The following is a 25,439-nucleotide window of genomic DNA, read 5'->3' as shown; positions in this document are numbered from 1 at the left end:
GACGTTACTGGTTCGTAATGCAAAAGTTTACCCTACTCCTTTTGAGCCTGGTGCTGCTGGCACCGCTGGGCATTGATCTCTACCTCCCGACGCTGCCGCAGATTGCCGACGGTCTTCATAGCCCGGTCAGTCTGATCCAGACCACCATTCCGCTGTTTTTGCTGGTGATGGGTATCGGTCAGCTGGTCACCGGTCCGCTGGTGGATAATTTTGGCCGTAAGCCGATCGCGCTGATCGGCCTCGCGCTCTACATCATCGGCAGCGCAGTGGCTGCAACCGCCACCGTCTGGCCGGTGTTCTTCCTGGCGCGCCTGATTCAGGGCTGCGCGGTATGCTGTAGCGCGGTGGTGGCATTTAGCGGCGTGCGCGATCGGCTGAGCGGCGATGCCGCGGCGCGCGCTTATGGTTTCCTCAATGGCGCGCTGAACATCGTGCCGGCGCTGGCACCGCTGCTCGGCGGTATTCTGGCGGAAGCCTATGGCTGGCGTGCGCCCTTCTGGTTCCTGTGCGGTTATGCGCTGGTGATTGCCATTATTGTGGTAGTCGCGCTGCCGGAAACGCGTCCGGCGGACACGCTGCGCGTTAAAGGGCTGCCGCTGGCGCAGTATGCTGCCATCGCCCGGCAGCCGCGCTTTCTCGCTTTCGCCTTTGCCAACGCGGGCGCGCTCGGCATGGTGCTGACCTACGTTTCGCTGGCGCCGCACGTGTTGATGACCGAAGGTGGCCTGACGCCGCTGCAGTTCTCCTTTGCCTTTGGCGCCAACGGTTTCTGGATCATGCTGGTGAGTGCCTTTGTTAATAAAACCATTCGCAAGGCGGGCCGCCCATTTTGTCTCGCCATGGGGTTTGTCACCATGCTGCTCGGTGCGCTGCTGCTGGTGGCGGGGATGACGCTGTTACCTGCGGCCTGGCAAACCCACTGGTCGCTGTACATGATTCCGGTGGCGATCTCGGTAGCCGGCCTGGCCTTCACCGTCGGGCCGGCCACCAGCTATGCGCTGGAGCCGTATCAGCAGCAGGCGGGTGTGGCGGCGGCGCTGCAGGGATTTATTCAGATGGCGGGCGGTGCGGGTGGCAGCCTGGCGATGGTGGCGCTGCCGGTGGCAGAGAAATCAGCGTTAGCGCTGATGATGCTGGTGGGTGCAGCGCTGGCGCTGATCGCCTGGCGCTGCAGTAAGAACATGCGTGGTACAGTGACGGCGCTTAACTAAGCGTGACCGGGACGCGCGGCGCGAGTGCACACATCAGCTCGTAGCCTACCGTTCCGGCGGCTTTCGCCACCTCATCAATTTTCACCTCGTTGCCCCACAGCTCCACGCGCGAACCGATACCCGCCTGCGGGCAGGGTTCGAGGTCAATCATCATCATGTCCATCGAGATCGCCCCAAGCGTTTGCGTGCGGATGCCGTCAACGCTGACCGGCGTACCGGTCGGCGCATGGCGCGGATAGCCGTCAGCATAGCCACAGGCCACAATACCGATACGCTGCGGCGCGGCCGCGTGGTAGCGATAACCGTAGCCAACGCCCTCGCCGGCACCGATCTGCTGTACGCCAATAATTTCACTGCTGAGTGTCATTACCGGCTGCAGACCGGTACTGGCGATATCCTGCCAGTCGCCACTCGGTGACGCGCCGTAGAGAATAATGCCGGGCCGCACCCAGTCAAAATGCGCCTGCGGATGCCACAGCGTGGTCGCGGAGTTGGCAAGCGAACGCGGGCAGTTCAGTCCTTCCGCCGCCTGTTCCACGCGCTGCATCGGTTCCACCAGCCCCTGCGGGTTTTCCGCATCGGCAAAGTGCGCCATCAGCGTCATTTCCCCCACGTTGGGCAACGCACGCAGCTTGTGCCAGGCCGCCTGCGCCTGTTCCGGACGAAAACCGAGACGGTTCATGCCGCTGTTGATCTTCAGATAAACATCGACTGGCGCCGACAGCTGCGCCTTCGCCAGCGCCTGAATCTGCCAGTTACTATGTACGCTGGTGGTCAGGCGATAGCGATCGATCAGCGTCAGGTCATCGGCGTGAAAGAAGCCTTCCAGCAGCAGAATTGGCTTTTTCCAGCCCTGCTCGCGCAGCAGGATCGCCTCTTCCATATTCAGCAGCGCGAAACCGTCGGTCTCCGCCAGACTCTGCCATACGCGGGCAATGCCGTGGCCGTAGGCATTGGCCTTCACCACCGACCAGACGCGCGCGTGCGGTGCCGCCTGACGCACAATCGCCAGATTGTGGCGCAGCGCCTGTTGATTAATGGTGGCACCCGTAGGACGTGACATGTTTTTACTCTCCCTGAAGTATCAGCGCGTCGCGCTGGCATTACGCAGCGGCGATGCCGGGGCCGCAAAGCCCGGCAGATAACGCAGCACAGACAAGTCGTCGGCGGCGATGGCCGGTTTACGTCCCGAAATCAGATCGGCCAGCAACTGGCCGGAACCACAGGCCATCGTCCAGCCCAGCGTACCGTGCCCGGTGTTCAGCCAGAGATTGGTCAGCGGCGTGCGCCCGACAATGGGCGTGCCATCCGGCGTCATCGGGCGCAGTCCGGTCCAGAACGTAGCCTGTTCAACATACCCGCCTTCAGGATAGAGATCGCGGACCACCATCTCCAGCGTTTCACGTCGTGCCGGCAACAGTTTGGTGTTAAAACCAACGATTTCGGCCATGCCACCGACGCGAATGCGGTCATCGAAGCGTGTCACCGCCACTTTATAGGTCTCATCCAGGATGGTGGAGACCGGCGCGCCCTGCGGATCTTTGATCGGGATAGTGAGGGAATAGCCTTTCAGCGGATAGACCGGAATCGACACGATGTCTTTCAGCAGCGCCGTGGAGTAAGAGCCACACGCCACGACGTAAGCATCGGCTTTGATGACTTCATCGCCGCACTTCACGCCATAGATGCGATTGCCTTCGCGCAATAGCTGATCCACCGACGTGTCATAACGGAAAGTGACACCGGCTGCGGCTGCCATCGCCGCCAGACGCTGGGTAAACAGCTGGCAATCACCGGTTTCGTCATTCGGCAGGCGCAAGCCGCCGGTCAGCTTGTGCGCGGTACCCGCCAGCGCCGGCTCCACACTGTGCAGCTGATGCGCTTCCAGCAGCTCATAAGGCACACCCGCTTCACGCAGCACCGCGATGTCTTTGCTGGCGCTGTCAAACTGTTGCTGCGTGCGGAACAGCTGCAAAGTGCCGCCCTGGCGCCCTTCATAGGCGATGCCGGTGCTGCTGCGCAGTGCTTTCAGGCAATCGCGGCTGTATTCGGCGATGCGCACCATACGTCCCTTGTTTTCCTGGTAGTGACGCATGTCGCAGTTGCGCAGCATATTCCACATCCACTCCAGCTGGAACTTGCTGCCGTCAAGTCGCACCGCCAGCGGTGCGTGTTTCTGAAACATCCACTTTACCGCCTTGAGCGGTACACCGGGCGCCGCCCAGGGTGCCGCATAGCCGGGCGAAATCTGCCCGGCATTGCCGGCACTGGTTTCCAGCGCCGCGCCGGGCTGGCGATCGATTACGGTGACGTCATGCCCCGCCTGCGCCAGATACCACGCACTGGCTACCCCTACGACACCACTACCCAGAATGACTACGCGCATAAGCCCCTCATCGAGAAAAGCATAATTAACTGGTATCACCATCGGGTTTAGCATAACCCATGGCTGAACTGATATTACATTCGACCCTTTCATTTCACATGTTTTTCACTTAACTGCACACTGAAATCATGCGGTCGCGCCAAAATCAGAGTTTTTTGTGCCTTAAAAGCGTTAACCAGCGAATTATTATGCGAAAGGCAGAGCATCTCACTTTTTTCAGGAGAAAGCGCCGCAGTCATATCGCGCGCTTATAAACAGGATTTAATGCTGCAATTTATCACTCAGATAACACATCACCTTATTAGCTACCAAAGCACGCCTATTATGATGATTTTGTACCAAAAGAATTCGATTGAGTTCCCGCATCGGATAAGCGACAGTGGACTATCATTGAAGTGTTCGCTCAGTTTTTTTGGGCTGTCTTTCTCAGGATGAAGCCTTAAACGATCGTGACAGGTGACACTCTGTTGCCTGCCGCTTGCAAAACAGAGGTGCGCTATGACGACAATGTTTGACGAGCCAACCCGCAACAGCAAACGACTCAGTGACGGTCCCGACTGGACCTTTGAACTGCTTGATGTCTACCTGGCGGAGATCGACCGCGTGGCCAAAAGCTATGGGCTCGATACCTACCCGCACCAAATTGAAGTGATCACCTCCGAGCAGATGATGGATGCGTACTCCAGCGTGGGGATGCCCATCAATTATGCCCACTGGTCGTTCGGCAAGAAATTCATCGAAACCGAGCAGCGCTACAAACATGGCCAGCAGGGACTGGCGTACGAGATCGTTATTAACTCGAATCCCTGTATCGCTTATCTGATGGAAGAGAACACCATGACCATGCAGGCGCTGGTGATGGCGCATGCCTGCTATGGCCACAACTCTTTCTTCAAAAACAACTACCTGTTCCGCAGCTGGACCGATGCCAGCTCGATTGTCGATTACCTGCTGTTCGCGCGTAACTACATCTCTGATTGCGAAGAGCGTTATGGCGTGGAAGAGGTCGAGCGGCTGCTGGACTCCTGTCATGCGCTGATGAACTATGGCGTCGATCGCTATAAACGCCCGCAAAAGATTTCGCTGCAGGAAGAGAAAGCGCGGCAGAAAAGCCGGGAAGAGTATCTGCAGAGCCAGGTCAATACGCTGTGGCGCACCCTGCCACGCAAAGAGAAAGAGTTTACTCAGGTCGAGGCGGCGCGCTATCCCTCTGAGCCGCAGGAAAACCTGCTGTACTTTATGGAAAAGAACGCGCCACTGCTGGAGTCGTGGCAGCGTGAAGTGCTGCGCATTGTGCGTAAAGTCAGCCAGTATTTTTACCCGCAGAAACAGACCCAGGTGATGAATGAAGGCTGGGCGACCTTCTGGCACTACACCATCCTGAATCACCTGTACGATGAGGGCAAAGTGTCGGAGCGCTTTATGATGGAGTTCCTGCACAGTCATACCAACGTGGTGTATCAGCCGCCGTATAACAGCCAGTGGTATAACGGCATCAACCCGTATGCGCTGGGCTTTGCCATGTTCCAGGATATCAAGCGCATCTGTCAGTCGCCAACCGAGGAAGATCGCTACTGGTTCCCGGACATCGCCGGCTCCGACTGGCTGAAGACGCTGCATTTCGCCATGCGCGAATTTAAAGACGAGAGCTTCATCAGCCAGTTCCTGTCGCCGAAAGTGATGCGGGATTTCCGTCTGTTTACGGTGATGGACGACGATCGCAATAACTATCTTGAGATTGCCGCCATTCATGATGAGGCGGGATATCGTGCGATTCGTCAGCAGCTGTCAGCGCAGTACAATCTGAGCAATCTGGAGCCGAATATTCAGGTGTACAACGTTGACCTGCGCGGTGACCGTTCGCTGACGCTACGCTATGTGCCGCAGCAGCGCGCCCCGCTCGATAAGAGCCGTCGCGATGTGCTGAAGCATGTGCATCGGCTGTGGGGTTTTGATGTCAATCTGGAACAGCAGAACGAAGATGGCAGCGTGGAGCTGCTGGATCGCTGTCCGGCGCGCGGACCGGCGCTTTGAGAGGAAGATAAAACGCGCAGGGTTGCGCTGGACCTGCCGCATCGGCTGCTGCCGGGCCAGGTCCTCGCGCCGCTACGCGGTACCTGCGGCGTTTACGTTACGCCTTACGGACCGGCCGGTATCGGTCATCCTGACCGGCCCGGCCTGATTCCCGCTTCCCACGGGAATCTCCTGGCGCAACGTAAAAGCCTCAGCGCTGCGGATTGCCCTTCCATCAGCCGACGCGTCAGGTCAGTCAAAATTGTGCCCGGCTAAAACCGTACCTGGCAGGGCAAACTTAACGCTTACTGCTCAAATCATCCGGCATGCTTTTCTGCATACTGTGCCAGATTTCACCGCTGCGGCGGCCGTAGTTACGCACGCTGTCGACGATCTGATCCTGCGTCGGCTGTTTGCCACACAGATCCGCCAGCTGACGATAGAAGTTACGCGCCAGTTCACGCGCTTCCGGATTCGAGAAGTAATGGCGGCCAACGCGGGTGTACAGCCCTTTCAGACCGTTGAGAATCAGGCCGTAAATCGGGTTGCCGGAAGCAAAGGCCAGGCCGCGAAACACGCGGTAATCCAGCTCGGTATAGGCTTCAGCCTGATCTTCCTCGCTCAGCGCACTCTCCAGCACTTCACGCGCCTTATCCGGATGATGGCGCAGCGCGCGGCTGATAAAGATTGACGCGATATTGGTACGCACTGACAGCAGGTTATCAATTAACTGCGGCACACTGTCGTGGTCAAGACGGGCGAGCGTTTCGAGGATATTAAGACCAGACGTTTCCCAGAAATCATTGACGCGGGTGGGTTTACCATGCTGAATGGTCAGCCAGCCATCACGAGCCAGCCGCTGCAGCACTTCACGCAGAGTGGTGCGGGTCACGCCGATCAGTTCAGAAAGCTCACGTTCGGCAGGAAGAATCGATCCCGGCGGAAAACGGCTGTTCCAGATGCTTTCAATTATGTACTCTTCAGCGAATCCTGCAGGGCTCTGTGCCTTAATCACCATAGCATTTATTTCTCGTTGCTTTCTTTGTCGTAATAGCACTCATCATACCAGAGGGGTCATAGCGGAAATAGCCTGCCAGCGGATTAAAAGCGCGCGCTGGCGCAAAATTCAGCAGCTGCGCAGCGAAAAAAGCCGTGGGTTACGCTGCGCTTGCGTGGGCGCTTTTGATGCCGTGTGCTAAAAGCCACGATTTTTTGGCGTGGATCAGGGATAAGTCATTTTTATACATGATTTTTTCCGCCTGCCTGGCTGGCACGGGTACGCTTTTGGTTTACACTGCGATGCATTAACGGCTACGGGAAAAGCAATATGTTGCGATACTTGAATCAATGCTCACGCGGACGCGGTGCCTGGTTATTAATGGCCCTGACCGCCCTGGTTTTTGAACTGGTTGCGCTGTTCTTTCAGCACGTGATGGGACTGCAACCCTGCGTAATGTGTATCTATGAGCGTTGTGCGCTGTTTGGCGTCATGGGCGCCGGCCTGGTCGGTGCAATTGCGCCTAAAACGCCGCTGCGCTGGGCCGCCATCGCCATCTGGCTCTACAGCGCTTATGAAGGGGTACGCCTCTCTTATGAGCACACCATGATTCAGTTGCATCCCAACCCGTTTGTGACCTGCGATTTTGCTGCTCGCTTCCCGAGCTGGCTGCCGCTGGATAAATGGCTGCCGGCGGTATTTGTCGCCAGCGGTGACTGCGCCGAACGCGGATGGACTTTCCTGACCTGGAGCATGCCGCAGTGGATGATCGTGATTTTTGCCGCTTATCTGCTGGTGGGCATTCTGGTATTGATTGCGCAACCGTTCAAAGCAAAACGTCGCGATCTGTTTGGTCGCTGAATACCAGTCAAACTAAGTCTCAGACAAAACAGGCAGCCGCGGCTGCCTGTTGCGTTATCAGCCGTTCCGATCCGGCCGGTCAATAATGTGTTCTTCCCAGTCGCGCACTTCACTCTCGCGCACCGCGATGTATCGCACCGAAATACGCTGAGCATGCATCGCCTTCTTCGACCCGGCAATCAGCGGGTGCCACGCCGGCAGCGTTTTGCCCTCCCCTAACAGCCGGTAAGCGCAGGTGCGCGGCAGCCAGTTAAAGGTCGTGAGATTCTCGCGCGTCAGCTTGATGCAATCTTCTTCGTACTCGAAGCGACGCTCATAATTGCGGCACTGACAGGTCTTGATGTTGAGCTGATTGCAGGCGACGTTGGTGAAGTAAATCTCATCGGTATCCGCATCCTGCAACTTATTCAGACAGCACTGTCCACAGCCGTCGCACAGCGATTCCCACTCTGCGTCGTTCATTTGGTCCAGGCGTTTGGTCTGCCAGAAAGGTTGGTCGGTCATGATAGCGGTCCGGGTTGAGCAACAAGACCGCACCTTATAAAGCTTCAGGTGCGGTGATGCAAGTATTACAGTACGCGGGTGCTGATACCGTGACCGGCCAGCGACACTTCCAGCTTATCGCCGGAGCGCAGCGGGCCCACGCCTTCAGGCGTACCGGTCAGCACCACGTCACCGGCGCGCAGCGTGAAGTACTGGCTCATGTAAGCAATCAGCGGCAGAATTTTGTGGATCATATCTGCCGTAGTGCCGTGCTGGCGCACCTCGCCGTTAATGACCAGCTTGAGTTCGGCGTCCTGCGGATCGACGCTGAATTCAGCCGCCGGAATAAACCCGGACAGCGGACAGGAGTTATCGAAACTCTTGGCGCGCTCCCATGGCTGACCGGCTTTCTTAAACCCGGCCTGCAGATCGCGCAGCGTTAAATCCAGCGCGACGCCATAACCGGCAATCGCTTTCGCCACGTGCTCCTCACTGGCCTGCTTCAGAGTGGCGCCAATCAGCACCGCCAGCTCCACTTCATGATGCACCTCACCAAAGCTGGCCGGGATCGACAGTGGCTGCCGCAAATCACACACCGCGGTTTCCGGTTTGATAAACACCACCGGCTCACTCGGGGTGGCACTGCCCATCTCTTTAATATGCTTTGCATAGTTGCTGCCGACGCACACCACTTTGCTGACCGGATAATCCAACAGCGCGCCCTGCCAGTTACGATGCTGATACATGCTAATCCCCTGCTTGAGTTGTGTTTGGTGCCAGCCGCGCTGGCGAAGATGTCTCATCAGCCGCCGGAGCGTGGCAGGCTGCTGAGCACTATATTAGCGGGTTTATCGCGGAGCACGTGACGAAAAGCGGCAAAAGCCGTTCCCCAGTTCATCAGGTCCGCCGCTTAAGACAACGATTATTGCCCACAATAATGGGTTAAGGTGAGCAGTTAAATTAATGCCGAAGCACTGATTATATTTACAGGATATATTTTTACAGATGAATCTGAATTAAACTTTTTTACCCTGTTCAAGGTGAATGTTGAGCAGACTTTCAACCGGTGGTGGGATCTGCAAATAATAACCTTGTTCGCTTAAACCCTGCTTCACTTTATTGATGTCAGCGTTGGCCAGCCTGTCGCGCTGGTCGAGCGACAGCACCATCGCCAGCTGCGGCTTACCAAAGCCGCGCAGCAGTTCTTCCGGGACGCGCGAAAAATCGTCTTTTTTTTCTACATACAGATAAGTCTGGTCGCGTTGCGGGCTTCTATAGATCACACAAAACATATTTTTTACTCGAATTAACTAAGGGCGTCACTTGCCTGAATATAGCAGTAACTATAACATGCTTGCAGAACTTCGAATATTGACCCGCGGGTGTTAATGACGATTTTATCGGCGTTTACTTCAGGGTCGTAAAACAGGACTGAGTCAGGACAGATGTCGCAATCGCCAATCGAATTCAAGGGCAGCAGTTTTACCCTGTCAGTTGTTCATCTGCACCATTCGCAACCCGAGGTGATTCGTCAGGCGCTGCAGGACAAAATCGACCAGGCCCCGGCTTTTCTGCACAACGCGCCGGTGGTGCTGAACGTGTCAGCCCTGAACGGTGACATCAACTGGAAGCAGATGCAGCAGGCCGTTAGCGCCACCGGCTTACGCATTGTGGGCGTGAGCGGCTGTAAAGATGAAGCCCTGAAAAAGATGATTGCCCGCGCTGGCCTGCCGGTGCTGTCAGAGGGTAAAGAGAACCGCAAACGCGCTGATGCGCCCGCGCCGGAGCCGGAAGCGGTCGCGCCGCCGGTCAGCGAACCGGCCAGCAAAACGCGTATCATCAATACGCCAGTGCGTTCCGGTCAGCAGATTTACGCGCGCAACGCCGATTTGATCGTCACCAGCAGCGTCAGCGCCGGTGCCGAACTGGTGGCTGACGGCAACATTCATATTTACGGCATGATGCGCGGCCGCGCCCTGGCCGGTGCCAGCGGCGATCGCGACTGCCAGATTTTTTGTACCAACCTGTCAGCAGAGTTGGTCTCCATTGCCGGCGAATACTGGATCATGGACCAGATCCCGGCGGAATTCTTTGGTAAAGCCGCGCGCCTGTGCCTTAAAGAGGGCGCGCTCACCATCCAGACACTTAATTAGGCCCCTTTTCTTTCGTTAAGGAAATCAACATTTATGGCACGCATCATTGTAGTTACATCGGGTAAAGGGGGCGTTGGCAAGACCACGTCAAGCGCGGCCATCGCCACAGGGTTAGCGCAGAAAGGCAAAAAAACCGTGGTGATCGATTTCGATATCGGTCTGCGTAACCTCGACCTGATCATGGGCTGTGAACGCCGCGTGGTGTATGACTTTGTCAACGTTATCCAGGGCGATGCGACGCTGAATCAGGCACTGATTCGCGACAAGCGCACCGAGCAGCTTTACATTCTGCCCGCCTCACAAACCCGTGATAAAGATGCCCTGACCCGCGAAGGCGTGGAAAAAGTGCTGAACGACCTGGCGGCAATGGACTTCGATTTTATCGTCTGCGACTCGCCGGCCGGTATCGAAACCGGTGCGCTGATGGCGCTGTACTTCGCGGATGAAGCGATCATTACCACCAATCCGGAAGTCTCTTCCGTGCGTGACTCAGACCGTATTCTCGGCATCATCTCGTCGAAATCACGTCGCGCTGAAAACAGCGAAGAGCCGGTAAAAGAGCACCTGTTACTGACCCGCTATAACCCGGGACGCGTAACGCGTGGCGACATGCTGAGCATGGAAGACGTGCTGGAAATCCTGCGCATTCCTCTGGTCGGCGTGATTCCGGAAGATCAGTCGGTGCTGCGCGCGTCTAACCAGGGTGAGCCCGTGATCCTCGATGCAAACTCTGACGCCGGTAAAGCTTACGCTGATACCGTAGATCGCCTGCTTGGCGAAGAACGCCCCTTCCGCTTTATCGAAGAAGAGAAGAAGGGTTTCCTGAAACGCCTGTTCGGGGGATAACCAATGGCATTACTTGATTTCTTTTTATCCCGTAAGAAGAACACAGCCAACATAGCCAAGGAAAGGCTGCAGATTATCGTGGCCGAACGCAGAAGGGGCGACAGTGAGCCCCACTATCTGCCGCAGCTGAAGCGCGATATCCTGGAAGTGATCTGTAAATACGTGAAAATTGACCCGGACATGGTCACGGTGCAGCTGGATCAGAAAGGGGATGACATCTCTATCCTCGAGCTCAACGTGACGCTGCCGGAGACGGAAGACGTTCCTAAATGATTGTAGCGGGTTCCTGATTTTCCCCTGCGTGGTTGCGCAGGGGAAAACGTTCCGCTTACAGCGTGTGTAAAATCTCGTCGATACCGGCTTTCAACACCTCACCCCGCCAGCCTGCCAGCAGTTCCGGCGGACGCGTGGCGCTTTTCAGTCCCCAGTGCACGCTCAGCACCTGGTTAATCTGGCGCCGTGATGCTAACAGCTCCTGACTGTAACCGGTCTGCTCACTCACCTGCTGTACCAGCGCTTTAATCGCTTTAAACGCCTGCTTGTAATGCGCGTGGTCAATCAGATTAGGCAACGGCGGCGGTAATGCGGCCTCATCCAGCGCCTGCGCTTCTGCCACCATCGCCACCAGCGCCTTACCGTGGAAGCGAATTTCGTGACCGTTCAGGCCGAGATGATCCAGCTCGCCAAGGCTGCCGGGCATAAAGCGCGCGACTTTCCACAGGTTCTCTTCGCGCACCACAAAATTCACCGCCATGTCTTTCTGCCGGGCGAGGTTGAGACGCCACGCGGCCAGGCGCTGCAGCACCGCCAGCTGGCGCGGACGCAGCTGCCACGCGTTGGTGATATCGCGCCACGCCTCTTCCGGCTGCAGTACGTCAAGACGGCGCTGACACAGCGTAGCGCACTCACTCAGCGCCGCCGCCATGTTGCCTGCCGCTTCGGTTTGCGCCACCAGCTGATGGGCGATCGGCAGCAGATAAGCCACATCGGCCGCAGCGTACTGGCACTGCCGCTCGGTAAGCGGACGCGCCAGCCAGTCGGTGCGCGCTTCGCTCTTATCCAGCTCAATCTGGTTGAAATGATTGACCATCGCGGCAAAGCCCCACGACAGCGGCTGCCCGGCGAAAGCGGCCAGAATCTGTGTATCGATCATCGGCTCCGGCAGGCAGCCGAAACGATGCAGGAAGACTTCAAGGTCTTCCCCGCCGGCGTGCAGGAACTTGGTCAGCTGACGATCCTGCAGCAGCGCAACAAACGGTGCCCAGTCGCTGATGGTTAACGGATCGATCAGAACCAGTTGCTCGCCATCGAAGAGCTGGATCAGGCCAAGCTGCGGATAGTACGTGCGGGTGCGCACGAATTCGGTATCCAGCGCCACGGCGCGATGCTGGCGGGCCTGCTGGCATACGGCGGCCAGCTGGTCATTGTGGTCGATCAGGGTGTAATTCACGTTGTCTTTCTCGCTGCGACAAACCTCGCACAGCGCTCCATGTTAAAAGCAATAAAAACGCCGGACGGTGCCGGCGTTAACCTGAGCATTCAGCGGAAGCCAGTACTACGCTTCGCGCTTCGCCTCGTCGCGCAATTCGCGACGTAAAATTTTACCGACGTTGGTCTTCGGCAGCTCATCACGAAACTCGATAATCTTCGGCACTTTATAGCCGGTGAGCTGACGGCGACAATGATCCAGCACTTCCTCTTTCGTCAGTGACGGATCTTTTTTCACGATGCACACTTTCACCGCTTCGCCGGAGAGATCGCTCGGCACGCCAATGGCCGCCGCTTCGCGCACCTTGGCGTGCTGCATCAGCACATCTTCGATTTCGTTAGGATACACGTTAAAGCCGGACACCAGAATCATGTCTTTTTTACGATCGACGATGCGGATAAACCCTTCCGCGTCCACGGTAACAATATCACCGGTGTGCAGCCAGCCATTTTTCAGCACTTCCTCGCTGGCATCCGGTCGCTGCCAGTAGCCAATCATGACCTGCGGCCCGCGGATGCACAGTTCACCCGGTTCGCCTGGCGGTACGTCGCGATCTTCATCATCGACAATACGCACGTCCGTCGACGGAACCGGCAAACCGATGCTGCCGGTGTGGCAGGTAATATCATACGGATTAACCGACACCAGCGGTGAGCATTCGGTGAGTCCGTAGCCCTCCAGCAGATAGTGCCCGGTGAGTTTCTCCCAGCGCTCGGCCACCGCTTTCTGCACCGCCATGCCGCCACCGGCAGACAGACGCAGCGTGGAGAAATCCAGCTGGTTAAAATTGGCATCGTTCAGCAGGGCGTTGAACAACGTATTAACACCGGTGATGGCGGTAAAAGGAAATTTACTCAGCTCTTTAACGAAGCCGGGAATATCGCGCGGGTTGGTAATCAGCAGGTTGGTGCCGCCCAGGTCGAGGAACAGCAGACAGTTCACCGTCAGGGCAAAGATGTGATAAAGCGGCAGCGCGGTTACCACCTGCTCCTGACCGGCGCGCAGCAGTTTACCGTAGGTGGCTTTGGTCTGCTCCAGATTAGCCTGCATGTTGCCGTGGGTCAGCATGGCGCCTTTCGCCACGCCGGTAGTGCCACCGGTGTACTGCAGAAATGCCAGATCCTGATTATTGATCACAGGACGATGATAGCTCATCTGCTCGCCCTGCTGCAGCGCATGACGGAACGGTACCGCCCCTGGCAGATGGTATTTCGGTACCAGCTTTTTCACATATTTAACGACGAAGTTCACCAGCGTGGCTTTTACCGGCGCCAGCTGATCGCCCATGCGCGTCAGCATCACGTGCTTAACCGGGGTTTCCGCGACCACTTTTTCCAGCGTATGGGCGAAGTTGGAGACAATGACAATTGCACTGGCACCGCTGTCATTAAGCTGGTGCTTCAGCTCGCGCGGCGTGTACAACGGGTTAACATTCACCACCACCATACCGGCACGCAGCACACCAAACAGCGCCACCGGATACTGCAGCAGATTCGGCATCATCAGCGCGACGCGATCGCCCTGCTGCAAGCCTAATCCCTGTTGCAGCCAGGCCGCAAAAGCACGGCTCTGCTGCTCCAGCTGGCGGTAAGTCATTGGCTGGCCCATGTTAATGAAAGCCACCTGATCGGCATAACGTTGCGCTGCGTGTTCGAAAAGATCGACCAAAGAGGGATAACGGTCTGCGTTAATTTCCGCTGGTACATCTGGCGGATAGCGTTTCAGCCAAACCTTGTTCAAAGATTCACCCCGATATTCTTGTTGCGTAGTCATCGCCGCCTCTGCAATCAGTGTTGTTAACAATATTTTAACTGATTGTACCAGTTTGCCTGTTCCGGCATTTTCAGGTTGCGAGGCGCATCACTAAATTTCGCGCATCGGTTGCGCGCCCAATAAAAAGGCCCGTTCGCGAGCACCGCGACCGGGCCGTAAAAAAACCTGTTTAGCGCTATTCGGTAAGAATTGTCTCGACCTGCGCCGGACCGCCGGTGTTCATGCCCCAGTAGGGGTTAGGCCCCCAATAGCCGGGATGGCGACGCGTCGGCCCGTACCAAATCCACGGATCGATCGGCTGCGGCGGCGTCATCACCTGCTGAGTCAGATGCCAGCGCTGATAACCGCGCACATCAATCACCACAAAGTTGTAACTGGCTTTGCCAATTTCCCCTTTCTCGGTGCCTTTGATATTGCCCAACACCGTGACGTACTGATTATTGACGTCGATCGGATCAACAAAACCATGAATGTCAGCGTAAATGCGGCCAATTGAGGCAGCACCGAGGCGCGGTCGCGCGCTGTCATCCAGCGGCTGAGTAGCAATTTCCAGCCGGGTCAGGCCGTTGAGGTTGGTCACCTTCACGACTTTGCCGCCGAAGCGCGACTCCTGGCCGACATACAGCTGCGGCGCATTCATCACGCGTAATAAATCCTGCTGTGGAAGCTGAGAACTCCCTTTAATGGCATCCGGCACTGACACGCAGCCGCTGAGCAACAGCGCACAGGCTAACAGAGCGCCAGACATCCCTTTACGACTAATTGGCATAGCACTTCTCCTGTTATTTCTCCGTTAGACTGAAGGCGCAAAAATAAGTTGCGTGGGCGCCTAGCGTCCCGGCAATTTTTTCCATGCCACTTCATTGCGCAGATAAACCGGCTCAGCATTTTCCACTGCCACGCTGTCGCCGCGCTGCCAGGCGCTGAGCGCCAGCGGCAGCATATCTTCTGCAGCAGGCAGCGTGACCGTGGTGGTCAGCAGTTGTGCCCCGCTCGTTCCAGCCAGCAGCTGCGGATAAGCCTGCCAGCCGGTGCCGACGGTGGCCCACTCGCCGCTCAGATGCGCGATGCGCGCCTGTGCCGCTTCCGGCTTGAGTACGGCTTCGCTCTCAGCGCCCTGCCACTCGCCCTGCTCATCACGCTGATACTCTGCCCAGTAGACTTCACCCATGCGCGCATCAATCGCCGCCAGCACGCGCGTTGCCCCGGTCAAACGCCAGGCGCCCTGCGCCATGGTGGCCAGCGAGGATACGCCAATCATCGGCAGATTTGCGCCCAGCGCCAGGCCCTGCGCGATGCCAATGCCGATGCGCACGCCGGTAAAACTGCCAGGCCCGCGGCCAAACGCCAGCGCGTCCAGCGCGTCCAGCGCCAGCGACTGCGCCTGCAGCAATTCCTGCACCAGCGGCAGAATACGTTGAGTATGATCGCGGGGCGCGATTTCGAAGCGGGCATCGATCTGCTGCTGATTCAGCAGCGCGGCAGAACAGGCTTCTGTCGCGGTGTCCAGGGCTAAAATTCGGGCGGACATAACAACCTCAGAGAATCAAAATGGCGCGCATCTTACCATAGCCTGGCACAAATTAGTGCTGCTCTGGCGGACGCACAAAGTCAATCGCACGTTGTAAATCGCGGGTGCGCGGTGTCGGCGGCAGGCTATTAAGGAACAGTCCGCCATACGGACGCGACACCAGCCGCTGGTCACAAATCACCAGCACGCCGCGATCGTCGGTATCGCGAATCAGACGGCCCACGCCCTGCTTGAGGGTGATCACTGCGTCCGGCAGCTGCACATCGTTGAACGGATCGCCGCCGCGCAGACGGCAATCCTCCATGCGCGCCTTCAGCAGCGGATCTTCCGGCGAGGTAAACGGCAGCTTGTCGATGATCACTAGCGACAGCGCATCACCGCGCACGTCAACGCCTTCCCAGAAGCTGCTGGTGGCCACCAGCAGTGCATTGCCGGCATCAAGAAACTGTTTGAGCAGCTGCCCTTTGCTGGTTTCGCCCTGCAACAGCACCGGCAGGGTCATGGAGGCGCGGAACTCCGCCGCCAGCTCACGCATCATTTTGTGCGAGGTGCACAGGAAGAAACAGCGCCCTTTGTTGGCTTCAATCAGCGGTTTCATCATGCGTGCCAGCTGACGCGCACCGCCAGGATAGTTGGGTTCCGGCATGTTGCGCGGCACGCACAGCAAGGCCTGCTGCGCATAATTAAACGGACTTTCGAGGATCAGGGTGCGGGCATTATCCACGCCGAGCCGGCTGGCGAAGTGGCTCATCTGTTCGTTGACCGCCAGCGTCGCTGAGGTAAACACCCACGCCGCTTTGCGTCCGTCCATCACTTCGCGGAAGCGCTCCGCGACCGACAGCGGCGTCAGCGCCAGCGTAAAGTGCCGGCTGCTGCATTCGTACCAGTAGCTGAAGCCCGGTTCATCAATCGCGCGTAAACGCTTGAGCCGGGTGCGATACAGCGCGGCACGCTCGAAGGCGGCGTCCAGCAGCGCGGAACGGCCCAGCGACAGCTTAATCACGTCGTAACACAGCTCGAGCGCATCATCCAGCAGCGTAAACATGCGCATGATGTTGTTGTCGCTCAGCAGGTCACGCAGATTGCCGCGAAAACCGGGCTCGCCCAGCGTCAGGCGGAAATCCTGTGCGCACTGCGCCAGCCGGTCGGCGGATTTCTGCAGCTGCTGCACATCGCGCACCTCGGTGCGGTAGGCAAGGATAATGTCTTTGGCGAGATCCTGCAGTTGCCGGCTCGACAGCTGCTGGCCAAAATACTGGCTGGCAATATCCGGCAGCTGGTGCGCTTCGTCGAAGATCATCACGTCGGCTTCCGGGATCAGCTCGCCAAATCCCCCCTCTTTGACCACCAGGTCAGCGAGAAACAGGTGATGGTTCACCACCACCACATCCGCATCCATCGCTTTTTTGCGCGCCTTCACCACGAAGCAATCTTTATACAGCGGGCAATCGCTGCCGAGGCAGTTATCGTTGGTGCTGGTGACGTAAGGCCAGATCGGGCTGTCTTCCGCGACGCCGGCGCAGCTGCTGACGTCGCCATCAACGGTCTCCGATGACCAGCTGCGCACGTTAATCAAATCACCGAGCGCCTGCACGCTGAGATCGCCGCCGGTCTGATTTTGCTGCTCCAGCCGTTCCAGGCACAGATAGTTGGAGCGCCCTTTCAGCAGCGCGGTTTTGCCGCTGAACGCCAGGGCGCGGGCAATGGTCGGCAGATCGCGGTTGTAGAGCTGATCCTGCAACGCTTTGGAACCGGTCGACACAATGACTTTTTTCTTCGCCCGCAACGCCGGTGCCAGATAAGCATAAGTTTTACCGGTGCCGGTGCCGGCCTCGACCACCAGCTCGCCCGCCTGCTGCACCGCTTCGCTCACTGCCTGCGCCATTTCGCGCTGTGCCTCGCGCGGCTTAAAGCCGGGAATCGCCTGCGCTAACGCGCCATCCGCTGCAAAATCGTCTGCCACACATCCTCACCGATTGCTCTTAAAACTACTGTAATTATGTCAGGATTCACCGCAGGCGACCACAACAGATGACAGCCGGCCATGGGATATGGCAGGCTAACGCAGCAAAAATAAAGGAGAGCAGCATGACCATTACGCGTATTGATGCCGAGCACCGCATGTCCGAAGCGGTTGTACATGACCAGACCGTGTATTACACCAGCGTGCCGGAGAATCTGGATGACGATGCGGAAGCGCAGACCGCCAACGCGCTGGCGGTGATTGACCGCATCCTGACGCGCGTGGGTTCGGATAAAAGCAAAATTCTCGACGCCACCATTTTCCTGGTAGACAAAGAGGACTTTGCCGCGATGAACCGCGCCTGGGATGCGTGGGTCTCGCCGGGTAATGCGCCGGTACGCTGCACGGTGCAGGCCGGCCTGATGAATCCGCGCTATAAAGTGGAAATCAAAATCATCGCCGCGCTATAACGCTCGCCGGGCGCTATTCGTCGTCTTCGTCCTCTTCGAAGCGCGCCCGAATCGCTTCGCCCTGATGGTTCTGGCGAATTTCCTGCGCCACCTGCGCAATCGCCTGCCCGCTGGACATGCCGCCGGCCATCAGTTCCTGAATACGTTCCACTGCCTGCTGCTGCTGTTCGTGCGATAAAGCCGGAAGACCTGAAAACATGATGCACTCCTGTAATGGGGGGACGCATTATTCCACGCTGAACAAACAGGTGCCAGCAGCAAAAAAATATGCCAGGCTACGCGCCTGCCTGCTGAACTGATTTAGCCAAACGAACGTGAAAACCCTCTCGCTACAGTATACGCCCGATACACTTTTACACCGTTTTTCCACGCTGGCGCACCGCCCTTGGGCGATGCTGCTGACCTCTGGTCATGCCGAGCACGCGGATAACCGTTTCGATATTCTCACCGCCGACCCGCGGGTGACCCTGACGACGCGCGGTGACAGCACCGTCATCGACGATGGCACAGGCATCAGCCACTCTAACGCCGATCCGCTGCAGCTGGTGCAGCAGCAGCTGGACGCGCTGGGCATCCGGCCGGCGTTTGATGCAAATCTGCCGTTTCAGGGCGGCGCGCTGGGTCTGTTTGGTTATGACCTCGGTCGCCGTTTCGAAACGCTGCCGCAGCGGGCGCAGCAGGATTTACACACGCCGGATATGGCGGTCGGCATTTATGACTGGGCGCTGATTGCCGATCATCATCGCCAGACGCTGACGCTGATTGCCCTCCACGACGCGGAGCAGCGCTGGCAGTGGCTACAGGCGCTGGCGGTGCCGCAGCCCAAACCCTTTGCCCTGACCAGCGACTGGCAGGCCAATATGAGCTATGCGCAGTACGCCGCGCGTTTCCAGGCGGTGCAGGCCTACATTCAGGCGGGCGATTGCTACCAGGTTAATCTGGCGCAGCGTTTCCAGGCCAGCTATCGCGGCGATGAGTGGCAGGCGTTTTTACGTCTCAACCGCGCCAACCGCGCGCCGTTCAGTGCCTTCATTCGTCTGCCGCACAGTGCCGTGCTGAGCTTGTCGCCCGAGCGTTTTCTCTCGCTGCAGCAACAGCAGATTGAAACCCGCCCGATTAAAGGCACGCTGCCGCGCCTGGCCGATCCGCAGGCCGATCGGCTGCAGGCGGAGAAACTGGCCAGCGCCGAAAAAGATCGGGCGGAAAACCTGATGATTGTCGACCTGCTGCGTAATGATATTGGCCGCGTCGCCGAGCCGGGCAGCGTCAGCGTGCCGGAGCTGTTTGTGGTGGAGCCGTTCCCGGCGGTGCATCACCTGGTGAGCACGGTGCGGGCCAGACTGCCAGACGCGCTCTCCGCTACCGATTTGCTGCGCGCCTGTTTCCCCGGCGGCTCCATTACCGGCGCGCCCAAGATCCGCGCCATGGAGATCATCGAGGAACTCGAACCGCAGCGGCGCAATGCGTGGTGTGGCAGTATCGGCTACATCAGCCTGTGCGGGCGTATGGACAGCAGCATTACCATCCGCACGCTGATTGCCGAAAACCAGCAGCTGTACTGCGCGGCGGGCGGCGGCCTGGTGGCTGACAGCGATGCTGAGGCGGAATATCAGGAGACGCTGCACAAGCTCAACCGTATTCTGCCCTGTCTGCGTGATGAGGCGTGATATGGAGCTGACGCTGGCGCAGTTTCTCAGTCGCTTTGTGCTGCAGCCGCCGCTGGCGACCGCGCACAGCGTGATCAGCGGACGCCGTGCCGCGGTGCTGGTACCGGTGATTGATGGCGACCAGCCCGAACTGCTGCTGACCCGCCGCTCCGCGCTGCTGCGCAAACATGCCGGGCAGGTGGCGTTCCCCGGCGGCATGATGGATGCCACTGACGATTCGCTGATCGCCACCGCGCTGCGTGAAGCGCAGGAAGAAGTGGGCATCGCACCGCAGCAGGTGCGGGTGGTCGGCGTGCTACCGCCGGTCACCAGCAGTACCGGTTTCGCCGTCACGCCCGTGGTCGGTATCATCCCGCCGCACCTGCCGCTGCAGCTCAACCCGGATGAAGTTGAAAGCGCCTTTTCCATGCCGCTCGCAGAGGCGCTGCGGCTGGGGCGCTACAGCGGACTGACGCTGCGCCGCGGTCATCGCCAGCACCAGGTGTGGCTGTCATGGTATGAAGATTATTTTATCTGGGGCATGACCGCCGGTATCCTGCGCGCGCTCGGCCAGCAGATCGCCCTGCCCTGATCCCCCGTCCCGTTTCACCCTGGCCGAAAAATTGATCCCGTTCACATCCGGGGATACGGATAACTATTTCTGTGGTTTATAATTAGTTTATTTCATGCGAAAAGCTGCTCGCTGCCGCCCGCTGGCGATTACTATTAGCCGCATTAACGGCCTGCGCCGTAGAAAAGAAGATTTGTGAGGAGCGTCACCGGTGATAAGTGTTTTTGACATGTTCAAAGTGGGTATCGGCCCATCCAGTTCGCATACCGTTGGCCCGATGAAAGCGGGCAAACAGTTTGTTGACCTGCTGATCGAACAGGGCAAGCTGCAGGACGTGACGCGCGTGGCGGTGGACGTCTACGGCTCACTGTCGCTCACCGGGAAAGGACACCACACTGACATTGCCATCATTATGGGGCTGGCCGGCTTTGAGCCTGCCAGCGTCGACATCGACAGCATTCCGGCGTTTATCAAAGATGTCGAAACGCGTGAGCGCCTGCTGCTGGCACAGGGCGCGCGCGAGGTCGACTTCCCGCGTGACGGCGGCATGGTCTTCCGCAGCGAAAACCTGTCGCTGCATGAAAACGGCATGACCCTGTACGCTTTTGCCGGCGATCGTCTGCTTGAGCGCAAAACCTATTACTCGATTGGCGGTGGCTTTATTGTCGACGAAGCGCACTTTGGTCAGTCAGTGCTGGATGAGGTCGCCGTACCCTACCCGTTCCATTCAGCCAAAGAGTTGCTCAGTCATTGCCGCGATACCGGCATGTCGCTTTCCGGGCTGGTGATGAAAAACGAGCTGGCGCTGCACAGCCGTGACGAGATTTACGCCTATTTTGGCAACATCTGGCAAACCATGCAGGCGTGTATCGATCGTGGCCTGAATACCGAAGGCGTGCTGCCGGGCCCGCTGCGCGTGCCGCGCCGGGCGGCGTCGCTGCGACGTCTGCTGGTCTCCTCGACCAAACACTCCAACGATCCGATGAACGTCATCGACTGGGTCAATATGTTTGCGCTGGCGGTGAATGAAGAGAATGCAGCCGGTGGTCGGGTGGTCACTGCACCGACCAACGGTGCCTGCGGTATCGTGCCGGCGGTGCTGGCGTATTACGATCACTTCATCGAAACGGTCACGCCGGATATTTTTATCCGCTACTTCCTCGCCTCGGGCGCGATTGGCGTGTTGTATAAAATGAACGCCTCGATTTCCGGTGCCGAAGTCGGCTGCCAGGGAGAAGTGGGCGTGGCCTGCTCAATGGCCGCCGCCGGCCTCGCTGAACTGCTGGGAGCCAGCCCGGAGCAGGTGTGCGTTGCCGCTGAAATCGGCATGGAACACAACCTCGGACTGACCTGCGATCCGGTCGCCGGTCAGGTACAGGTGCCATGCATTGAGCGTAACGCCATTGCTTCGGTGAAAGCGATCAACGCCGCGCGAATGGCGCTGCGCCGCACCAGCGAGCCGCGCGTATCGCTGGATAAGGTGATCGAGACTATGTACGAGACCGGCAAAGACATGAACGCTAAATATCGTGAGACCTCGCGCGGCGGTCTGGCGATCAAGGTGCAGTGCGACTGACCGGCAACGTCGCGTTTCGCTGCTGACAATTGCAGCGATCGGCCATTATTTCTGCAATGGCCTCTACCTCCGCGTTATCAAACCAGATACATTATTTTTGCGCGCGACCTCTAATGGTCGCGCGATTTTTTAGTGCCGCTTTTTTTCTCCAGCCGCGCTAAATTTGGCCGCCGCCATGCCGATAACTTTCACGTTAATTTGGTCTCATTCTTTGTCTTAGCAAGGTGGTTACTGATGCTCCTTCCCCAGCAATTTGTGGGTCAATTTCGCCGTAAGCGCCTGCTTATTGCGTTGGTGATCGCGTCGCTGGTTCTCATTCTTACGCTGACTTTTCGCTACATCGAAGAGAAGTCACGCATTGAGCAGCAGTCCCTTAACTTTGCCACCCGCGCGATTGAGCGCTTTGACCGCATGTTTTCGCCGCTGGACGTCTCCGCCAACAACACGCTGGGGCTGGTGGGCGTGCCCTGCACGCAGGTGCGCTACCCGCTGATTGAGAAGATCGCCGCGCTGCAAACCGTGCGCACCGTGCTGCTGGTGCAGGACGATACCATCTACTGTTCGAGTATTTATGGCCCGCGCCACATCTCGTTCAGCCAGACCTATCCCGAGCTGGCGATCAACAATCAGCGCATGATGCTGTCCACCGACGACTACCTGCTGAAAGGTTCGCCGGTGCTGCTGCTGTGGACGCCAAAATCGCTGGATAACCAGGACGGCCTGCTGCAGATCATCAACATTGAACTGATGACCAACTATCTGCTGGAGCCGCAGCTGCCGTGGGTGGAGCGCGCGATCTTTAACGTAGGCGGACAGAGCCTCGAGTACGGTAATCCGCTGATCGAGCATACCGTGCCGTCCGATGACGAAGTGGCCTACGATCAGGCCTCGCTGCGTTATCCCTACAGCATTACGCTGTACGGTCCCTCTCCGGCGCGGCTGGCGCTCAACACGCTGCCGTCTCAGCTGCCGCTGGCGGTACTGCTGAGCCTGCTGCTGGGCTATATCGTCTGGCTGGCCACCGCCAATCGCATGAGTCTGAGCTGGCAAATCAGCTATGGCATCACCGCTAACGAATTTATGGTCTACTGCCAGCCGCTGATCAATGCCCGCAGCGGCGACTGCGATGGTATCGAGCTGCTGCTGCGCTGGCACAATCCGCGTCAGGGCTGGATTGCCCCGGACGTATTTATTCCGCTGGCCGAACGCCAGAATCTGATTGCACCGCTGACGCGCTTTGTGATTGCCAGAGTCGTCGCGGAGTTGCCTAATCTGCCACAGTGCCCGACATTTCATATCGCGATTAACGTCGCGGCCAGCCACTTCCGCGATCGCCTGATTGTTGAGGATTTACAGCGCTACTGGTGGCCCGCCAATCCCCTGCCAAAACTGGTGGTGGAGCTGACCGAGCGCGATGCGCTGCCGGTCATCGACCAGACGGTCGTGGCGCAGCTGCATGAAATTGGCGTGCGGCTGGCGATTGACGATTTCGGCACCGGCCACAGTTCGCTGGCCTATCTGAAGGACCTGAAGCCGGACGTACTGAAAATCGATAAAATTTTTACCGCCGCGATTGGTACTGACGCGATCAACGCCACGGTGACCGATATGGTGATTTCACTGGCGCAGCGGCTGAATATCGCGCTGGTCGCGGAGGGTGTGGAAACCGCCGAGCAGGCGCATTATCTGCGCGAGCGCGGCGTGGATCATCTGCAGGGTTACTACTATGCGCGCCCGATGCCGATTGAGGACTTTCCGCAATGGCTGGCGCAGCATCAGGCGCAGCTGGGCGCCTGATGCCGGACGACATCAGGCGTCGCCCTCTTCCTCGTCATGGTGCGGCTTGTCTTTGGTGACGCGCACCAGATCGATACGGTAATCCGTGGCTTCGATAATCTGGAAGTGCAGCGGTGGCAAATCGATAATCTCGCCCGGCAGCGGCAGCTGCCCCTTCTGCTCAATCAACAGGCCGGCCAGCGACGCGTGATCTTCATCCGGATCGACCAGCTCATGGTGGTCGAGCAGCTGCTGCAGCGAGTGCAGATCGGTACCGCCCTTCACCAGCCAGCCGTCGCCATCCGCCACCACATCCGGCGTTTCGTCTTCGTCCGGGAATTCACCGGCAATCGCTTCCAGCACGTCCAGCGGCGTAATCAGGCCCTGCACCACACCAAATTCGTTGGTAACGATGACGAAGCTCCCTTTAGCGCGACGCAATACGCCCAGCAGGTTGATCGGATCCAGCGTTTCCGGCACCACAATCGGCGGCGTGTTGGCCGCGAAGGTCGCGACATCCATACCGTGCTCCAGCGCCACCAGCAGCTCTTTCGCGCGCACCACGCCGATGATCTCATCCAGCTCGCCACGACACACCGGGAACAGACTGTGAGGCGTATCCAGCAGCTGAATGCGGATCTCATCCAGCGGACGCGAGACGTCGACCCACGAGATATCGCCGCGCGGCGTCATGATGCTGCGAATCGAACGCTGTGACAGCGTCAGCACGCCGTTAATCATGTAACGCTCTTCGTCTTTAAACGCTTCCTGCGGCATCGCTTCGGTCAGCGACGCTTCTTCAGTATGCGCCGGCTGGTTACGCTGACGCCCGCCCATCAGACGCAGAATCGCTTCGGCGGTACGTTCACGCATCGGGCGGTGCGCCTGATGACGGATAAAGTTCCGGCGCGCAATCTGGTTGAACAGCTCGATCAGAATCGAGAAGCCAATTGCCGCGTACAGATAGCCTTTCGGAATATGGAAACCAAAGCCTTCCGCCACCAGCGACAGACCGATCATCAGCAGGAAGCTCAGACACAGCACCACCACCGTTGGGTGCGCGTTGACGAAGCGGGTCAGCGGTTTTGAGGCCAGCAGCATCACGCCCATGGCAATCACCACCGCCGTCATCATCACCGGCAGATGGTTCACCATACCGACGGCGGTAATCACCGCATCCAGGGAGAACACCGCGTCCAGCACCACAATCTGCGTCACGACCGCCCAGAAGCTGGCATAGGCTTTATTGCCCTGATGCTCCATGCCACGGTTTTCCAGCCGCTCGTGCAGTTCCATGGTGGCCTTAAACAACAGGAACAAACCACCAATCAACAGAATTAAATCTCGTCCGGAAAAGCTGAAATCGCCTACGCTGAAGAGGGGTCGCGTCAGCGTCACCATCCAGGAGATCAGCGACAGCAGGCCGAGGCGCATCACCAGCGCCAGCGACAGACCAATCAGGCGCGCTTTATCACGCTGTTTCGGTGGCAGCTTGTCGGCAAGAATGGCGATAAACACCAGGTTGTCGATGCCGAGCACAATCTCCAGCACGATCAGCGTCAGTAAACCCGCCCAGATTGAGGGGTCGAAGAGAAATTCCATCAATGACTCCTTGCTAAACGTAAGGGCGAACGCGACTGAGCCTGCGCCGGAAGGCGAGACGAGAGAGCGTTAACGGATGAGGCAACACCGGC

General features: G+C 58.2%; 24 protein-coding genes. 11 read left to right on the top strand and 13 right to left on the bottom strand.

Features of this window, described 5'->3' with window-relative positions:
- Window positions 1-17 precede the first annotated feature (17 nt).
- Window positions 18-1,211: a multidrug effflux MFS transporter gene (locus C1Y43_RS16865; RefSeq protein ID WP_104189014.1), complete on the top strand. Its 1,194-nt coding sequence runs from the start codon at window positions 18-20 to the stop codon at window positions 1,209-1,211.
- Here the strand turns inward: C1Y43_RS16865 and dadX are convergent.
- Together dadX and C1Y43_RS16855 are read right to left on the bottom strand one after the other, a co-directional pair.
- On the bottom strand, window positions 1,204-2,274 hold the full coding sequence (dadX, locus tag C1Y43_RS16860; RefSeq protein ID WP_104189012.1) for a catabolic alanine racemase DadX: 1,071 nt from the start codon (window positions 2,272-2,274) through the stop codon (window positions 1,204-1,206). The genes C1Y43_RS16865 and dadX overlap by 8 nt on opposite strands.
- 21 nt (window positions 2,275-2,295) lie before the next feature.
- Entirely contained in the window at window positions 2,296-3,597 is a 1,302-nt protein-coding gene (locus C1Y43_RS16855) for a D-amino acid dehydrogenase (protein WP_104189010.1), read from the bottom strand.
- A 498-nt stretch (window positions 3,598-4,095) separates the two neighbouring features.
- On the opposite strand from C1Y43_RS16855, the gene C1Y43_RS16850 reads away from it, so the two are divergent.
- The gene (locus tag C1Y43_RS16850) at window positions 4,096-5,631 is read left to right on the top strand and encodes a SpoVR family protein (RefSeq protein WP_031280208.1); all 1,536 of its coding nucleotides are present in this window, start codon (window positions 4,096-4,098) and stop codon (window positions 5,629-5,631) included.
- 277 nt (window positions 5,632-5,908) lie between these two features.
- On the opposite strand, the gene fadR is transcribed toward C1Y43_RS16850, so the two are convergent.
- Complete coding sequence (gene fadR / locus C1Y43_RS16845) at window positions 5,909-6,628, bottom strand: fatty acid metabolism transcriptional regulator FadR (RefSeq protein WP_058757728.1); 720 nt, start codon at window positions 6,626-6,628, stop codon at window positions 5,909-5,911.
- Between the two features lie 309 nt (window positions 6,629-6,937).
- Here fadR and dsbB point away from each other — a divergent pair, with 309 nt between their 5' ends.
- Window positions 6,938-7,468, top strand: coding sequence for a disulfide bond formation protein DsbB (gene dsbB, locus C1Y43_RS16840; RefSeq protein WP_040679952.1), 531 nt, complete (start codon window positions 6,938-6,940; stop codon window positions 7,466-7,468).
- A gap of 57 nt (window positions 7,469-7,525) precedes the next feature.
- On the opposite strand, the gene C1Y43_RS16835 is transcribed toward dsbB, so the two are convergent.
- From C1Y43_RS16835 to C1Y43_RS16825, 3 genes are all read right to left on the bottom strand, one after another.
- Window positions 7,526-7,972: a YcgN family cysteine cluster protein gene (locus C1Y43_RS16835; RefSeq protein WP_021510046.1), complete on the bottom strand. Its 447-nt coding sequence runs from the start codon at window positions 7,970-7,972 to the stop codon at window positions 7,526-7,528.
- Between the two features lie 65 nt (window positions 7,973-8,037).
- Window positions 8,038-8,697: a fumarylacetoacetate hydrolase family protein gene (locus C1Y43_RS16830; RefSeq protein ID WP_021510045.1), complete on the bottom strand. Its 660-nt coding sequence runs from the start codon at window positions 8,695-8,697 to the stop codon at window positions 8,038-8,040.
- Window positions 8,698-8,967: 270 nt separating this feature from the next.
- Window positions 8,968-9,243, bottom strand: coding sequence for a YcgL domain-containing protein (locus C1Y43_RS16825; protein ID WP_021510044.1), 276 nt, complete (start codon window positions 9,241-9,243; stop codon window positions 8,968-8,970).
- A 153-nt stretch (window positions 9,244-9,396) separates the two neighbouring features.
- Here C1Y43_RS16825 and minC point away from each other — a divergent pair, with 153 nt between their 5' ends.
- The 3 genes from minC to minE are packed head-to-tail and all read left to right on the top strand — an operon-like array spanning window position 9,397 to window position 11,223.
- On the top strand, window positions 9,397-10,104 hold the full coding sequence (gene minC / locus C1Y43_RS16820) for a septum site-determining protein MinC (protein ID WP_021510043.1): 708 nt from the start codon (window positions 9,397-9,399) through the stop codon (window positions 10,102-10,104).
- A gap of 33 nt (window positions 10,105-10,137) precedes the next feature.
- On the top strand, window positions 10,138-10,950 hold the full coding sequence (minD, locus tag C1Y43_RS16815; protein ID WP_021510042.1) for a septum site-determining protein MinD: 813 nt from the start codon (window positions 10,138-10,140) through the stop codon (window positions 10,948-10,950).
- 3 nt (window positions 10,951-10,953) lie between these two features.
- A complete protein-coding gene (gene minE, locus C1Y43_RS16810) occupies window positions 10,954-11,223 on the top strand; it encodes a cell division topological specificity factor MinE (RefSeq protein ID WP_010616394.1) in 270 nt (89 codons plus the stop codon).
- A 55-nt stretch (window positions 11,224-11,278) separates the two neighbouring features.
- On the opposite strand, the gene rnd is transcribed toward minE, so the two are convergent.
- From rnd to C1Y43_RS16785, 5 genes are all read right to left on the bottom strand, one after another.
- Entirely contained in the window at window positions 11,279-12,400 is a 1,122-nt protein-coding gene (gene rnd, locus C1Y43_RS16805; RefSeq protein ID WP_021510041.1) for a ribonuclease D, read from the bottom strand.
- A gap of 105 nt (window positions 12,401-12,505) precedes the next feature.
- The gene (gene fadD / locus C1Y43_RS16800) at window positions 12,506-14,179 is read right to left on the bottom strand and encodes a long-chain-fatty-acid--CoA ligase FadD (protein WP_132462411.1); all 1,674 of its coding nucleotides are present in this window, start codon (window positions 14,177-14,179) and stop codon (window positions 12,506-12,508) included.
- A 208-nt stretch (window positions 14,180-14,387) separates the two neighbouring features.
- Window positions 14,388-14,981, bottom strand: a complete 594-nt coding sequence (locus C1Y43_RS16795) for a Slp family lipoprotein (protein ID WP_010616392.1) — start codon at window positions 14,979-14,981, stop codon at window positions 14,388-14,390.
- Between the two features lie 60 nt (window positions 14,982-15,041).
- Complete coding sequence (tsaB, locus tag C1Y43_RS16790; protein ID WP_104189006.1) at window positions 15,042-15,743, bottom strand: tRNA (adenosine(37)-N6)-threonylcarbamoyltransferase complex dimerization subunit type 1 TsaB; 702 nt, start codon at window positions 15,741-15,743, stop codon at window positions 15,042-15,044.
- A gap of 52 nt (window positions 15,744-15,795) precedes the next feature.
- Window positions 15,796-17,706 carry an ATP-dependent DNA helicase gene (locus C1Y43_RS16785; RefSeq protein ID WP_104189004.1) on the bottom strand — a complete coding sequence of 637 codons (1,911 nt, stop codon included), beginning with the start codon at window positions 17,704-17,706 and terminating at the stop codon, window positions 15,796-15,798.
- Window positions 17,707-17,831: 125 nt separating this feature from the next.
- Here C1Y43_RS16785 and C1Y43_RS16780 point away from each other — a divergent pair, with 125 nt between their 5' ends.
- On the top strand, window positions 17,832-18,176 hold the full coding sequence (locus tag C1Y43_RS16780; RefSeq protein WP_058757734.1) for a RidA family protein: 345 nt from the start codon (window positions 17,832-17,834) through the stop codon (window positions 18,174-18,176).
- A 13-nt stretch (window positions 18,177-18,189) separates the two neighbouring features.
- Here C1Y43_RS16780 and C1Y43_RS16775 read toward each other — a convergent pair whose 3' ends face one another.
- Window positions 18,190-18,375: a YoaH family protein gene (locus C1Y43_RS16775; protein WP_021510035.1), complete on the bottom strand. Its 186-nt coding sequence runs from the start codon at window positions 18,373-18,375 to the stop codon at window positions 18,190-18,192.
- A 115-nt stretch (window positions 18,376-18,490) separates the two neighbouring features.
- Here C1Y43_RS16775 and pabB point away from each other — a divergent pair, with 115 nt between their 5' ends.
- The 4 genes from pabB (at window position 18,491) to C1Y43_RS16755 (ending at window position 23,766) form a co-directional block, all read left to right on the top strand.
- Window positions 18,491-19,843: an aminodeoxychorismate synthase component 1 gene (gene pabB, locus C1Y43_RS16770; RefSeq protein ID WP_104189002.1), complete on the top strand. Its 1,353-nt coding sequence runs from the start codon at window positions 18,491-18,493 to the stop codon at window positions 19,841-19,843.
- Window position 19,844: 1 nt separating this feature from the next.
- Entirely contained in the window at window positions 19,845-20,414 is a 570-nt protein-coding gene (locus C1Y43_RS16765) for a CoA pyrophosphatase (RefSeq protein WP_104189000.1), read from the top strand.
- 190 nt (window positions 20,415-20,604) lie between these two features.
- The gene (locus C1Y43_RS16760) at window positions 20,605-21,969 is read left to right on the top strand and encodes an L-serine ammonia-lyase (RefSeq protein ID WP_058774595.1); all 1,365 of its coding nucleotides are present in this window, start codon (window positions 20,605-20,607) and stop codon (window positions 21,967-21,969) included.
- Window positions 21,970-22,203: 234 nt separating this feature from the next.
- Window positions 22,204-23,766 carry an EAL domain-containing protein gene (locus tag C1Y43_RS16755; protein ID WP_058771241.1) on the top strand — a complete coding sequence of 521 codons (1,563 nt, stop codon included), beginning with the start codon at window positions 22,204-22,206 and terminating at the stop codon, window positions 23,764-23,766.
- Window positions 23,767-23,778: 12 nt separating this feature from the next.
- On the opposite strand, the gene C1Y43_RS16750 is transcribed toward C1Y43_RS16755, so the two are convergent.
- Window positions 23,779-25,347 (bottom strand): TerC family protein, encoded by a 1,569-nt coding sequence (locus C1Y43_RS16750; protein ID WP_021510030.1) that lies wholly within the window; start codon window positions 25,345-25,347, stop codon window positions 23,779-23,781.
- Between the last annotated feature and the right edge of the window lie 92 nt (window positions 25,348-25,439).

The sequence above is a fragment of the Pantoea sp. ICBG 828 genome (assembly GCF_002928355.1).
In the GTDB taxonomy this organism is placed as follows: domain Bacteria; phylum Pseudomonadota; class Gammaproteobacteria; order Enterobacterales; family Enterobacteriaceae; genus Pantoea; species Pantoea dispersa.
Note: the sequence above shows the minus strand (reverse complement) of the source record. Positions and strands in the feature narration are given on the sequence as shown.